We start from the raw sequence: 13,296 nt of genomic DNA on the forward strand, positions 1-13,296 counted from the left end.
AACATTCTACACTAATTTAGAATTAAACAGCAGAGCCAAGCATGTCACCGTACCTATCTATTATAACCCCCTGCCTGAATGCTGAAAAAACCATCAAGCAAACGATAGATAGCGTATTCCAGCAAGAGCATCATGGGATTGAATATATTATTATTGACGGCGGATCTACTGACGGCACGCTTGATATCGTAAAAGAATACGCCCAAAAACTGGAGATTATCGTATCCGAACCTGATCAAGGAATTAGCGATGCCTTTAACAAAGGAATAGCTTTAGCTAAAGGGGACTATATTGCCATTATAAATGCCGACGACTACTACGAACCCGGAGCGTTCAATACCATTGTCGCTACGGCGCTAGAACATAATCAACCCGATGTGATTCATGGTGGGTTACGCTACATCCCCATTAGCGGGGATAGCTATTTGGAACAACCCAATATTGAACGCATTTGGCGCTATATGTCAGTCTTCCACCCTACTATGTTCATTCATCGAAGGGCTTATGAAAGTATCGGCTTGTATCGACTCGACTTCCGTTTTGCAATGGATTCTGAATGGGTGCACCGAGCTATCGCAAATCGACTAAGGTTTGTACAGAGTAACAACGTCATTAGTAATATGCGCTTAGGCGGTGCCAGCCACAAATACCTACTCCGCAGCTTGCTGGAATTTCGCCAATCCGCCATTGCTCATGGCAACAACCGGAAGCTAGCAAATTTCTACTTCGGCAGACAGCTTATTATTCAAACCTTAATCAATATCAATTGGGTGAAGCGACTACTTCTTTATAGAAGGCACATTATAAGACCCCACCGCCCGTAAAATAGTAGCCATGAACGACTGAAACATGATTCAATAGCAGCCTCAAAATTAGTTTAGACATCAGGTGATTGTTAGTAAAAAGTATTACGTTTGTTAGCTAGGCGACTTATCATTATGCCTCTTATTGAGTAGATGGTTGTTAGATAAGCAGTTCTCAACATTAAACACTGTGTATCCTCACTCAATATAGATTGTAATAACCTTATCTATACCGCCTGGCAAAGGAACGCTCTCAATTTCTACAACAAGCGTATTTACAGCACCTGACATAAACGTCGTGATTTTAAAGACATGTGCCCAACTTACTAGCAAGGCATGATCGTCACATAAAACTTAAGGGCCCATACTATGAATAACTTAACTTTACTTATTGCCATTCTGTTTTTAACTGCATCGCCTTCAGTGTTCGCATACCTTGATCCGGGGTCGGGTAGCGCCATTATGTCTGCAGTTGTAGGCGCCTTTGTTGCTATGAGCCTGGTGATTAAAACTTATTTTTATAAGATAAAATCTTTCTTTATTAAAACCAAGCCTACCGAAACAGATACACCTAATGACCAGGATTTATCTTCCTGATCATTACCGATTACCGATAATACTTCAAACTATCACCTTATATTGAAAATACTATTATGAAAAAAGTTTACGTAGGCATGAGCGCCGACCTCATTCATCCCGGTCATATTAATATTATTCACGAAGCAGCCAAGCTGGGCGAAGTCACTGTAGGCCTGCTAACTGACAAAGCTATAGCAAGCTATAAACGGCTTACATTTTTAACTTACGAACAGCGCAAAAGCGTTGTTGAAAATATTAAAGGTGTGGCAAACATTACACCCCAAACAACCCTTGACTACCGTGACAATCTTATTGCAATCAAACCAGATTATGTTGTACATGGCGATGATTGGAAAACTGGCATTCAAGCCAAAACCAGACAACAGGTTATCGACACATTGGCGACTTGGGGAGGAGAACTGATTGAAGTCGGTTATACAGCAGGGATATCGTCTTCTCAGCTACACGAGAGCTTAAAAGAAGTTGGGACCACGCCTGACATCCGATTAAAGCGCTTGCGCCGCCTTATCGCCGCCAAGCCCGTAGTACGAGTTTTAGAAGCTCATACGCCACTGTGCGGTCTGATTATTGAGCATGCAGAAGCTATTGTCGACGGCGCCAAAAGGGAGTTCGACGCCATGTGGTCAAGCAGCCTGACCGACTCAACTGCTAAAGGTAAGCCTGATATTGAAGCACTCGATCTAACTTCACGCCTCCAAAATATTAACGATACGTTTGAGGTAACAACCAAGCCATTAATCTATGATGCCGATACTGGCGGCATACCTGAACACTTTGCCTTTACGGTGAAAAGCCTAGAGCGCGTTGGAGTTTCGGCAGTTATCATAGAAGATAAAGTCGGCCTAAAGAAAAATTCTTTATTTGGTAATGATGTTGATCAACAACAAGCGAGCATTGAAGAGTTCTGCCATAAAATTCAGGTTGGAAAAAGAGCCCAAATCACTGAAGACTTTATGATCATTGCACGGATTGAAAGTTTGATACTGGAACAAGGCATGGACGATGCCATTAATCGCGCAAAAGCTTATATTGACGCCGGCGCTGACGGTATTATGATTCACAGCCGACATAAAAGCCCAGCTGAAGTATTGGAGTTTTGCAGCATCTATAGGAAGCTTGAAAAACAAGTGCCACTAATTGCGGTACCTTCAAGTTATAACAGTATTACTGATACCGAGCTCGCTGAAGCTGGAGTTAATGTTGTTATTTACGCAAACCATATGTTACGTGCAGCATACCCCGCCATGAACAACGTCGCACACTCCATACTACAACATGGCCGATCTGAGGAGTGTAAAGATCAGTGCATGCCCATTAAAGATATTCTCGATTTAATTCCAGGCACAAGATAATATTATGTTAAGTCCTCAATTATTTTTTGATTCTCTCAGTCAGGCCGGCGTAAATTACTTCACCGGTGTGCCTGACTCACTACTCAAAACCTTCTGCGCCTATGTTACCGATAATGTGTCGGCGAAGAATCATGTTATCGCCGCCAACGAAGGCGCTGCTGTCGGTTTGGCAATGGGCCACTATCTTGCTTCAGGTGAAGTACCTTTGGTATACCTGCAGAATTCTGGACTAGGCAATACCATTAACCCCCTCACATCTTTAGTCGACCCTGAAGTATATAGCATACCTATGTTACTTATGATTGGCTGGAGAGGCGAGCCCGGTGTAAAAGATGAGCCCCAGCATGTAAAGCAAGGGCGCGTCACATTAAAAGTGCTTGAAGCACTAGAAATTCCTTACACCATTATTGACGGCAGCGAAGACCATATTGCTACCACCATTGACGACGCTGTTCGATCAGCCCAAACTACCGGCGGAGCCCATGCCCTAATTATTCGAAAGAATAGTTTTGAGCACTACAGTATCAGCGATAAAATTCAGCCAAGCTATGGATGGAACAGAGAGGATGCTATTAAGCAGATAGTTAATCACCTGGACGAACGCGATATTATTATCGCCACAACGGGCATGGCATCACGAGAACTTTTCGAATATCGAGCCCAGCAAGGCCAAGGCCATGAACGGGACTTCCTGACTGTTGGAGGAATGGGGCACGCCTCCCAAATTGCGCTAGCAATCGCAAGCCAAAACTCCAACCGCCGTGTCATTTGTATTGATGGCGACGGCGCAGCACTGATGCACTTAGGTTCGATGGCTATTAATGGTATGTCTGCATTAAGCAACTTCAAACACATTATTATTAATAATGGTGTTCATGACTCTGTTGGCGGCCAACCCACTGTTGGCTTTGATATCAACCTTACCAACATTGCAACAGCGTGTGGTTATAGCTACGCAACCACCTGCGAATCCAGTGATACTCTAGCGCCCGCTATGAAAGCACTTTTTTCGAGCAATGGGCCAGCAGCGATAGAGGTTCGTGTGAACAAAGGTCATCGCAGCAATCTTGGCAGGCCCACCTCAAGTCCGCAGGACAACAAACAAGCATTTATGCAATTTTTGCAAAGCTGATAAGGTACGACCATGCAGCAAGAGTTTTTGGGTAGAGGCAGCTCAAGTAACATCGTTGACGTACTGACAACACTCAATGCAAAAAGAATCTTATTGGTAACGGGTAAAGATTCTTACAGTAGTTGCGGAGCAAAAGCGGTATTTTCACAACTATTAGCGCCCTATCAAGTGAGCACTTTCGATAACTTTTCACCCAATCCGGAGTTTAGTGAAGCCCTCGAAGGTACAAAGCTCTGTCAGCAGATAAATGCAGATGTCATTATTGCCGTCGGCGGCGGCAGCGCAATTGATATTGCAAAATCAATTGCCGCATTTACTGCGGTACCCGGTGGTGAACTTGAGCTTGCTACAGGAAAGTCGAAACTGGAGTCTGTAACATTACCGGTAATAATAATTCCTACAACCGCAGGCACCGGTAGTGAGTCTACCCACTTTGCTGTTATCTATGTAGACGGTAAAAAGTACTCCCTAGCATCCCCCTTTTTATTGCCGGCTATAGCTATACTTGACCCTCAATTTACTGACGCTTTGCCAAAATATATAACGGCCTGTACGGGATTTGATGCACTTTGTCAGGCTACCGAATCCTTTTGGGCAACTGGAGCCACCACAGAAAGCCGTAATTTCGCCAAACAAGCGATTACATTGTTAATGCAAAACTTACGCAAGGTCGTTAATGACCCGGATAAAGAATCCCGGGAAAACCTTTTGCGAGCAGCGAATTTTGCCGGCAAAGCCATCAACATTAGTAAAACGACAGCGCCCCATGCGCTTTCCTATACTATCACCAGCCTTTTTGGTATTCCCCACGGTCACGCCGTAGCAATGACACTTGGAGCTTTTTTTCCTCACCATGATAGAGCCAATGAAACATTACTGAGTGCTGGTGTTACCGATGAAGAATTCACTCAAACTCGCACCGAGCTTTTACAACTGCTAGGTGTTGATTCTGGCAATGCCGCAAAATCCTTGTGGTATACCTTAATGGCTGATTGCGGGCTGAACCTCTATTTAGGCGACCATCATATTGCCAACTCACCTGACATTAAGACCATTATCGCCGGGATTAATATGGAGCGCTTAGGCAATCACCCCGTCCAATTAAATACATCCGAGCTAGTAGATTTATTAAAAAGTATTCCTACGCATTAAGGTACTTCAATTATGGTCTTTGATAGCTTAAAGCTTTTTTTTCGCGCCAAACGAGATATGAAAGCATTCAACGCCCTACCACAAAAAGACCGTAAAATTGTTTTTTATGCCGAGGATACTCATTCAAAGATTCATTTTGAAGGTATCATCTCTCAACTAACTGCTAAATATGGCGAAACGATTTGCTACCTGACATCCGCTCACGATGACACCGTATTGCACTCATCCGATGATCGGATAAAAAAGTTTTATATTGGGGATGGCCTTATCAGGAGCGTAGCATTCAGAACGCTAAAGGCCGATCTCGTAATCATGACAATGCCCGACTTGGAGAATTACCACCTTAAACGGTCTCAGACTTATCCTGTACATTATCTATATCTTTTTCATGCCATGGTTAGCACTCACTCTAACTATCGCCAGGCAGCCTTTGATCATTATGATACTGTATTCTGCACTGGGCCCTTTCAAATAAACGAAATCAGGGCGACCGAAAAAATTTACGGGCTAAAACCCAAGCACCTGTATAAAGATGGTTATAGACGCTTGGAGTCGATTATAAATGATGTAAAAAAGCATCGTGCTAGCGTCGGCGAGCCTTCTGTCAACGGGGTAAAAACCGTTATCATAGCGCCCTCCTGGGGTGAAAATGCAATTTTGGAAAGCTGCGGAATCAAGACCATTAGCGTACTGCTAGAGGCGGGCTATCGAACAATCGTTCGCCCCCACCCGATGACAACCAAGCATAAACCTGAGCTTATTAACTCAATCATCAGTCAGTTTGCTAATCATCAACGGTTTCAACTTCAAACTGATATTCGAGATCATAAAACTTTATATGAAAGCCACGTCATGATCAGTGACTGGTCAGGTGTTGCCATGGAGTATGCTTTTGCCTGTGAGCGACCAGTCATTTTTATTGATGTACCAAAAAAATGTAACAACCCTGAAGCTGATAGAGTCACACAAATACCCATTGAGGTATCGATAAGAGATAAAATTGGCAAAATTATTCCGCCCAATCAACTCGATTTACTTCCCAAAGCTATCGAAGATATCTATCAGGATAGCGAAAAATTTATCGAACAAATTCGACAAACCAGAGACGTCTCTGTATTTAATTTAGGCAACTCACTGAATGGTGCAGTCGAGGAAATATTAAAAATCGCAAATAAATAATTCAGGACAATAAAGTAATAACTAATTGTAATTCAGCCGCTGTAGTATATTGTGCAACCTACTATTAATTTCAGCACTCGCCTCACCAGTAAGCGCACTTTTATGCTCACCAGGTAGCATTCTTCTTTTATGTGTAGTTCCATCAGCGGTATCTAAAGATACCTCGGCCTTAAAATAATCATAAACAGCCGCCTGTATATTTTCGGATAAGTGTAATGGATCCAGAAACGATGAAATCCAACTATCAGAATCACCTAAAAAAATATCTTCGTATTTCAAAAATGTAACATTAGGTTTATCTAAATACTCGTCAATATAAATATCATAGCGACTAGCTAAATCTTCCAGCCGCTGTAAACAGAAGCCATCAATTCCTTTTTTAATCCGCCTTTCCCTCTCCTCTTCAGGAATACCACCATGTATTTTGGTAAATGAATGAAACATAGAGACAAGACAATCTCGCGGATCTCTTAAAACAAGGACAATATCATGATCAAACTTGACATTTAGGGGGCGACGTAGTGGGCCAACAATGCCTGAACTAATTTCATTATATAGCTGGCTCAATTCACCGCTATTAGCGGGGTTGCCATCTGGTATATTAACAAAGCGACCCTGATCAGAATTATTTGCAGAATAAAACTTATAATTTATTTCCAGATCAATCACTTTTTTTAATAATTTATAAACAAGCATTGATCCGCTTTTATGTACTGTAAAATAACCTACCTTCATATAAACTCGCAACATTAAATAGAATTGATAAATATCGTCTCTAACATGATTTATTAAATAAATTCGCTATAAAATTTGGTTTGAACATAACCAAATTCAAATCTTTATAAACTGCTGCTGAATTGCATGTAATATATTAGCCAAAGTCCAATATAAAACCATCACTGCAGGAAACGGGTAAAAAAGCACCAAAAATACAATCGCCATTAAATAAAGTTTCAAACGCTGATGGCCAACCTCCTGCGGGGATGCATACTTATTCTTAAACATAAGCGCTGAAAGGATTGACACTATCGTCATCAAAATAGGCAATAAATTAAAGGTTCCTCCCAATAAGGGTAAATCTTTTTGAAACTCGAAAAATGCATCTGGATACGCCAAGTTATTTATCCAAAGAAAATCACTGCCATTGAAATGAGGCATCTCACCTAAAGCATTAAATACAGCAATCAGTATAGGGATCTGTATGGCCGTCCCCAACATAGGCTTTAAGGTATAAAACGGTGAAATCCCCAAAGATTTATGCGCTGCCATAATACGCTCATGCGCTTGTTCGCCATCATGCTTGGATTTTATTTCTTTAATCTGAGGCTCTAATAGAGACTGGTATTTACTTACGGCACGTTGAAAGTTGACCACAAGAACAGAAACGGGAATAAGTAAAACTTTTACCGCTATCGAAAAAACGATAACTGTAAGCCCCCAACTAAGGTCAAAAACCTGCTGTATGGAGACTAAACTCCACTCGGCAGATTTAGCCAATAATGCCAACCAGCCCCATAAGTGCTGATATTTACCTGCCTCAAATATTGCCCTAGCATCCTTAGAAAAAACGGTATAACGAATGTTAGGTGTTCGCTTCTCAAATGGTTGAAAAAATATAGCTTCGTCTGATACTTTAACTACCACATCCTCAGTACTGAAAACAGCAACGTTAAAACGGCCCCGTACAGTAATCCTGTTCTTATTTGGTAGCGCCACAAGTTCACCAGGCTGGATATTTTCAACATCATTGCCTTCTGATAAAACAAACGTTACAGCATTTAAATAGGTCGCCAAACCGGAAAATTTATAGCTATCTGCCACGCCTAAAGACTTGATATCAACCCGCGCACCAGCGCCTCCTTGCCATTCACACTCTAAACTATCTGCGATCTGCGGAGTTCCATTAAAACCTTCTGCACAGGACGCCGCCCATAAAGATGATACTAAATGTATATTTAATAAAATAAATAGCAATATAAAACGTATCAAAGCAGTTCTTCGCCGTGTGAGGAATTTTTTGTTATTGAACTAAACATTATCAATAAAATACCATTTAATTTTCACTACTTTCCAACCACGACATAGACCCTGGAATACAATGCCGATAATTTTAAATGGCCATTATTGATAGTATTGGTCTTGCTACTTTGAAAAACCAATGTATTGACACCATCATTTATCGTGGCTAAATCAACAGGAAAACTCAATGTTACCCACTCACTTTTCTTGATAGTAAATGTTTTTGAAGCTGAACCATTAACAAAAAGGGTAAACTGCTGCGGCAAATTAACTGAAGGCACATGAATTTTTGCTTTAATAAAAGCAGTGTTATCTGGCAACGCCATTTTTAACACCTGCTTGTCACCCGCCCCCCAACTTCCTTTAGAGCCCGTCCATCCCGAGCCAAAAGCCAACTTCGAATCATGGCCATCGAAATTTAAACTCAACACAGAGCCAGAAGCCGCTTTCTTGCCTCCGGGGTATATAGTGCCGCTGTTCACCCAATTTCCAGCATCGCTGGCATCACCCGTAATTGTATAATTTTCTAATTCAGGTATGTAGGCACTCTTTGCAACCTCTGACGACCATGGGTGATAACGGTAAACCCGCTTACGACTAAGATCATCTGTCATCCGAAGAATTGATTCTCCATAACTTTCGAAACCATCAATCTTCAAAGCATCCAATATTGTCGCGGGGATATCTACATTACTGGTAAGCAAGTCAGACACCTCAAATGCAGCGCTGACATTAGGGTATTTAATCATTTGCGTGGCTAACGCACTATCCGCTAATACTGTATGAATACCATGATCAGAAGATAATACAATTAAAGAATTATCATACACTTTCAGGACCTTTAATTTATCAACCAATGAAAAAAACAAATCTAAAGAGCACTGAGCTTGGTTGCTGTACGCTAATCGAGACATAGACTGCTTACCAATAAACGAGCATGTCTCATCTAAAACTATAGGCAGGTGCGGGAGAACAACATGAATAAACTTGTAGCGAGGTGCAGGCTGACTACCCACATATAAATGCTTGGTAAAATACTCAAGGTTATCCCTTGCAACTGCCGGCCTAAAATTTAGCTCTTCGTTATTAAATAAACTGGAGATCAGCCATTTTTCGTCGTTATACACATAGTGTTTAATTATATTAGGGCATATCTAAATAAGGAATAATCCGCTAATTTATAAGCAACTCGCTTGCTATCGGCCAATGATGAGTCTAGCGGAGAAATTGAATCTTCACATATAACACGCCCGTCCTTACAAAAATTTGATGGCAAGAAATTTTTTTGAGTCAATAAGTCGATAGCATAACCCTGCCGATGCAACTCTTTATAATACGCATCATTTTCCATAGCATTATCGATAAACTCACGCATCGGGCTTGTATTATCGTAAGCTTGGCCGCTCAATAAGGCAGGGAGAGAGAATTGAGTGACAGGAAAAGCGCCTATATTTTCCTTATAGAACACAAAATCGTCAACATCCCGCTGAAAAGATTTATCAGCAAGGATATTAAAAGCAACATCTGACTGCAGCTGGTCCAGTAATATATGGATGACATTGAATGTAGGCGATAACTCAAAAAGGGTGTTATCGACACCTGCGTCAGACAAAGGCAGTTTAGCGTTGAATTCATCAGAACGCTCTATATATCGAACTATACAACTAGCGCTGACGATAAGAATGATAACAATAGAAATAAATGTAGCTTGTTGACTAACTTTTTTATGGAATACTATACCGGCTAAAATCAACCCCGCCCAAACAGGCAGCTCAATCCAGTTGCGCGCTGTGAACTTTGTAAAATCGATATCTGTTCCATCCAAATGACCGTAGCTTATAAAAAGCATATTACCTTGCAGGTAAACAGCAATAGCTATAACAAAAACAAATGATATGAAAACAGACCGCAGAGCGGAAGGGACTACTATCGCCGCACAAATACTTACGCCCAAACAAAGAACAAAAAAACCAAGCAGATTAATAAGAAGCGCTTCTAGCGGTAAAGAATATTCATTTATATTGGCAAGATAAATATCAAAAGGACCAAATATAAATAAGCTTGAAGCGATTAATAGGCCACTACAAGAAACTGAGAGTACGCAGGAAGCTCTGGACATTGATACCATGATTTAAGCTTATCTAAAGAGGGGGGATATAAAAGCTCAGAATACTACCAATACAGCTTCTATCATGTCAATCATGAGAGTGTAATGCATTATCTATATGATTTATTGCGCTGACTATTAATAAACGAATTTTATTAGAAAATTAGCCTCCGCAATACTTAACTATATAATCCTATAAAACAGCGTATTTATCCTATAGAGGCTTCAAGTAATTCCTTCCTGCTAACTATAAACTGATCATAACTTCGAATATAGTCATCTTCATCATAATAATCTGATGCCATTACCAAGCAAATCGCTCCGTCGCTAAAATTACTTTCAGCAGCCCAAACCGATGGAGGCACATGCAAGCCCTCCCAGGGCTTGGTCAGTGAAAATATTTTTCTATTGGCACCATCATCGACATGCACTTCTAAATTACCGGCCAAGCAGACTAGAAATTGATGGCAAGACTTGTGGGCGTGAGCACCTCTACCTTCACCCTCAGGCACTCCATATAAGTAAAAGACTCTCTTTATTTCAAAAGGAAAATTATTATTTTTTTCAATAAAAGTTAGGCTGCCTCGCTCATCTTCAATTTTTGGTAACGTAACAACTTTACAATCTTTAATTCCGTAAAAATTCATACTATGATTTTCTTCCGTTAAACACCATGCGGTTAATAAAAAACATTATTGGGACTGTTAAAAAAATAACCACTAATGGTGCGAACCTTTCATCAGCTTCAAAAATATCGACCATTACATATAGAAACAACATACCCAGACAATACTGCACTAAATATACCATAGGATAAACTGTCGCAGTTTTCATTCCGGGCTTGCTCCGAAAAACATAAATTGCATTTAAAAAATACCCAATAACTATACCAACAGCAAAAGTAATCGTATATGACAACTGATACGGCATAAAAATTATCAAAAACAGATAAAATATATATGTAATTACCGTATTTAAAGCACCACTAATAAAAAAACGGACACCAGACACTAAAACTTCTTCCCAAGAATAAATCACAAAGGGCCCACCGACCCTTCCACTTCGCCCCAACACAAAAAAAGATTAAAACGAAAACTCAACTAATATCTAACTGATAAAACTCGTGAGCAACTCCTCCTCCACCGAACTCAGATTTAAAGCGATACAAACCATCATTCAGCACCCTACCGCTATCTTCATTGCTTGTCCCAAAATCGAAATAAGAGATATTAGCCTCTACTGCTTCATTTACTGCAGCATCAAATACTGCGTCCAAGGCAGATATTTTATTTCCGTCTTCTGATGTGGCTATATACTGTGCATGCCAAACTTCTGGTGAATTAAACAATACAATTCCGGCATGCAGTTCACCCTCAATCAAAGCTCCTCTCAATTGTATTTCATTAGGGAAACGCGCCTTTAAAAGCTGAATCTCACTCAATGAGTGGACAGGTTTCGCTCCATGCTTACGCGCCAAGTTTTCTACCAAAACCTCCCAAAAACTCCCCATCAATGAGCTATCAGCATTCAAAGTAACTACTTTTAGAGCCTTCTTGAGGTTTCTCCTACGACGAGAACTAGGGCGCCTTCGATGCTTCAAATTGATGGTACATGCCAAATCACTCCTTACTCTCTTAGCGCCTAATCGGAAAAGAGCATATAGATCATCTTGACTGGGATGCTGAGAATAAGTGTATGGTATAGCCTTGTAAATTATTGAATCAAAATCATTCTGCTGATAGTAATTTCTCAGCTCACCCAAAGCTTCTATCATTCGATTCCCGGACAACCATCCATTATGGACAACCCCGCCAAAAGTTGCACCTGGGTGACTCACTATTTGTTTATTGTCTTCAAGGCTAATAGCCGCAGGAAAGACACCCACGAGTTTATCAGACTCCATTATCAACACCGACGCATCTTGAAACCGATCACCGTGATAACTTAAAAAGTGCCGCGTCGCCAAAAAAGTGCCATTTACTGCCTCACTGCACCAAAGGTCCCATTGCGCACTATGCTCTTTGGTATATGCAATAACTTCCATTACCGCCCCTCTAACAAAGCCACAGCGAAACCATGCTCACCAAAATTATTACCATTATAAAAACAGTATGTTCTATCATCTATAGAAATAACTGAAGAGTACATTATCGCTTCTGTTGCAACACAGTCATTAGACACGTCCAGGCCCATTAAATGGTCTTTTCTAGTCCACTCAATACCATTATCTGACTCCGCATACCCAAGACAATACGCTCCGCGCACACGGCTACGTATTGAATAATACATTTGATAGCCCAGCCCACGCCTTACTATCCAGGGGCGTCCAAACCCATGCTCCATATCGTCGGTAAGTGCCATCGATAGCTTGCCACTTGGCATCCAGTCGATCCCGTCAACTGATTCCTGATATCGAAGGTCGTATACAGGAACTCTTTTACCATCAATTTCAGTCCAACTATCTCCGGCTATATACCACAGCTTGAACACCCCTCCTTCTTTAAGTACAAATGGACCGCATCTAAAGTACATCTCTCCATCAGCACGATCGAGTATGGGCACCTTGCTATGACGCTCAAACGTCTCTCCACCATCATTACTGATCGCAAGACCGGTGAATATTCGATAGCGAACTTTTTCACAAAGCTCGAATCCTGCATAGTACATATATACTACGTCTGGACTCACCTCAACAATACTTGTAGCCATTAATCCATTGTCGTCGAACGTGCCAACATCGCCAATATCAAGCACTGGAAAACCACACTCCGCTATTACTTTAGTAGGGTCAGCGGCAGACACGTCAATATAAGTCGGACGCCCTCTACCTAATTCATCCAGACATGAAATATAAATACGAATTACATCCTTGTTGAGCCTAAAAGGCGTAGGGCCCATTGCGTGTGTTTTTGCCCAGGAAGGCCTACCATCAGTATTCCATACAACCCCTAA

At 41.1% G+C, this 13,296-nt stretch carries 14 protein-coding genes; 6 read left to right on the forward strand and 8 right to left on the reverse strand.

Annotated features, from left to right (window positions below):
• Positions 1-41 precede the first annotated feature (41 nt).
• From UNITIG_RS10965 to UNITIG_RS10990, 6 genes are all read left to right on the forward strand, one after another.
• Complete coding sequence (locus tag UNITIG_RS10965) at positions 42-824, forward strand: glycosyltransferase family 2 protein (protein WP_101758415.1); 783 nt, start codon at positions 42-44, stop codon at positions 822-824.
• 348 nt (positions 825-1,172) lie between these two features.
• The gene (locus tag UNITIG_RS10970) at positions 1,173-1,400 is read left to right on the forward strand and encodes a hypothetical protein (protein ID WP_101758416.1); all 228 of its coding nucleotides are present in this window, start codon (positions 1,173-1,175) and stop codon (positions 1,398-1,400) included.
• Positions 1,401-1,456: 56 nt separating this feature from the next.
• Positions 1,457-2,755, forward strand: a complete 1,299-nt coding sequence (gene aepX, locus UNITIG_RS10975) for a phosphoenolpyruvate mutase (protein ID WP_235015355.1) — start codon at positions 1,457-1,459, stop codon at positions 2,753-2,755.
• A gap of 4 nt (positions 2,756-2,759) precedes the next feature.
• Positions 2,760-3,887, forward strand: coding sequence for a phosphonopyruvate decarboxylase (aepY, locus tag UNITIG_RS10980; protein WP_101758418.1), 1,128 nt, complete (start codon positions 2,760-2,762; stop codon positions 3,885-3,887).
• Between the two features lie 12 nt (positions 3,888-3,899).
• Complete coding sequence (locus UNITIG_RS10985; protein ID WP_101758419.1) at positions 3,900-5,039, forward strand: phosphonoacetaldehyde reductase; 1,140 nt, start codon at positions 3,900-3,902, stop codon at positions 5,037-5,039.
• 12 nt (positions 5,040-5,051) lie between these two features.
• Complete coding sequence (locus UNITIG_RS10990; RefSeq protein WP_101758420.1) at positions 5,052-6,218, forward strand: CDP-glycerol glycerophosphotransferase family protein; 1,167 nt, start codon at positions 5,052-5,054, stop codon at positions 6,216-6,218.
• A 21-nt stretch (positions 6,219-6,239) separates the two neighbouring features.
• Here the strand turns inward: UNITIG_RS10990 and UNITIG_RS10995 are convergent, their stop codons facing one another.
• From UNITIG_RS10995 to UNITIG_RS11030, 8 genes are all read right to left on the reverse strand, one after another.
• Entirely contained in the window at positions 6,240-6,953 is a 714-nt protein-coding gene (locus UNITIG_RS10995) for a sulfotransferase domain-containing protein (protein WP_159931141.1), read from the reverse strand.
• 96 nt (positions 6,954-7,049) lie between these two features.
• Entirely contained in the window at positions 7,050-8,207 is a 1,158-nt protein-coding gene (locus UNITIG_RS11000; protein ID WP_101758422.1) for a membrane protein insertase YidC, read from the reverse strand.
• A 74-nt stretch (positions 8,208-8,281) separates the two neighbouring features.
• A complete protein-coding gene (locus UNITIG_RS11005; RefSeq protein WP_145999158.1) occupies positions 8,282-9,067 on the reverse strand; it encodes a hypothetical protein in 786 nt (261 codons plus the stop codon).
• Between the two features lie 308 nt (positions 9,068-9,375).
• Positions 9,376-10,356 carry a hypothetical protein gene (locus UNITIG_RS11010; protein ID WP_145999159.1) on the reverse strand — a complete coding sequence of 327 codons (981 nt, stop codon included), beginning with the start codon at positions 10,354-10,356 and terminating at the stop codon, positions 9,376-9,378.
• Between the two features lie 197 nt (positions 10,357-10,553).
• Positions 10,554-10,991, reverse strand: coding sequence for an FdtA/QdtA family cupin domain-containing protein (locus UNITIG_RS11015; protein WP_101758425.1), 438 nt, complete (start codon positions 10,989-10,991; stop codon positions 10,554-10,556).
• Between the two features lies 1 nt (position 10,992).
• Positions 10,993-11,382 (reverse strand): GtrA family protein, encoded by a 390-nt coding sequence (locus UNITIG_RS11020; protein ID WP_101758426.1) that lies wholly within the window; start codon positions 11,380-11,382, stop codon positions 10,993-10,995.
• A 58-nt stretch (positions 11,383-11,440) separates the two neighbouring features.
• Positions 11,441-12,388 carry a GNAT family N-acetyltransferase gene (locus tag UNITIG_RS11025; protein ID WP_101758427.1) on the reverse strand — a complete coding sequence of 316 codons (948 nt, stop codon included), beginning with the start codon at positions 12,386-12,388 and terminating at the stop codon, positions 11,441-11,443.
• Positions 12,388-13,242: a hypothetical protein gene (locus tag UNITIG_RS11030; protein WP_101759259.1), complete on the reverse strand. Its 855-nt coding sequence runs from the start codon at positions 13,240-13,242 to the stop codon at positions 12,388-12,390. The genes UNITIG_RS11025 and UNITIG_RS11030 overlap by 1 nt, the downstream gene beginning before the upstream one ends.
• Between the last annotated feature and the right edge of the window lie 54 nt (positions 13,243-13,296).

Source organism: Oceanicoccus sp. KOV_DT_Chl (assembly GCF_900120175.1).
Lineage (GTDB): Bacteria > Pseudomonadota > Gammaproteobacteria > Pseudomonadales > Dasaniaceae > Oceanicoccus.

Coding starts and splice junctions, on each gene's coding strand:
- UNITIG_RS10965 (WP_101758415.1), top strand. CDS start 42: ATGTCACCGTACCTATCTATTATAACCCCCTGCCTGAATGCTGAAAAA.
- UNITIG_RS10970 (WP_101758416.1), top strand. CDS start 1,173: ATGAATAACTTAACTTTACTTATTGCCATTCTGTTTTTAACTGCATCG.
- aepX (WP_235015355.1), top strand. CDS start 1,457: ATGAAAAAAGTTTACGTAGGCATGAGCGCCGACCTCATTCATCCCGGT.
- aepY (WP_101758418.1), top strand. CDS start 2,760: ATGTTAAGTCCTCAATTATTTTTTGATTCTCTCAGTCAGGCCGGCGTA.
- UNITIG_RS10985 (WP_101758419.1), top strand. CDS start 3,900: ATGCAGCAAGAGTTTTTGGGTAGAGGCAGCTCAAGTAACATCGTTGAC.
- UNITIG_RS10990 (WP_101758420.1), top strand. CDS start 5,052: ATGGTCTTTGATAGCTTAAAGCTTTTTTTTCGCGCCAAACGAGATATG.
- UNITIG_RS10995 (WP_159931141.1), bottom strand. CDS start 6,953: ATGAAGGTAGGTTATTTTACAGTACATAAAAGCGGATCAATGCTTGTT.
- UNITIG_RS11010 (WP_145999159.1), bottom strand. CDS start 10,356: ATGTCCAGAGCTTCCTGCGTACTCTCAGTTTCTTGTAGTGGCCTATTA.
- UNITIG_RS11015 (WP_101758425.1), bottom strand. CDS start 10,991: ATGAATTTTTACGGAATTAAAGATTGTAAAGTTGTTACGTTACCAAAA.
- UNITIG_RS11025 (WP_101758427.1), bottom strand. CDS start 12,388: ATGGAAGTTATTGCATATACCAAAGAGCATAGTGCGCAATGGGACCTT.
- UNITIG_RS11030 (WP_101759259.1), bottom strand. CDS start 13,242: ATGGGCCCTACGCCTTTTAGGCTCAACAAGGATGTAATTCGTATTTAT.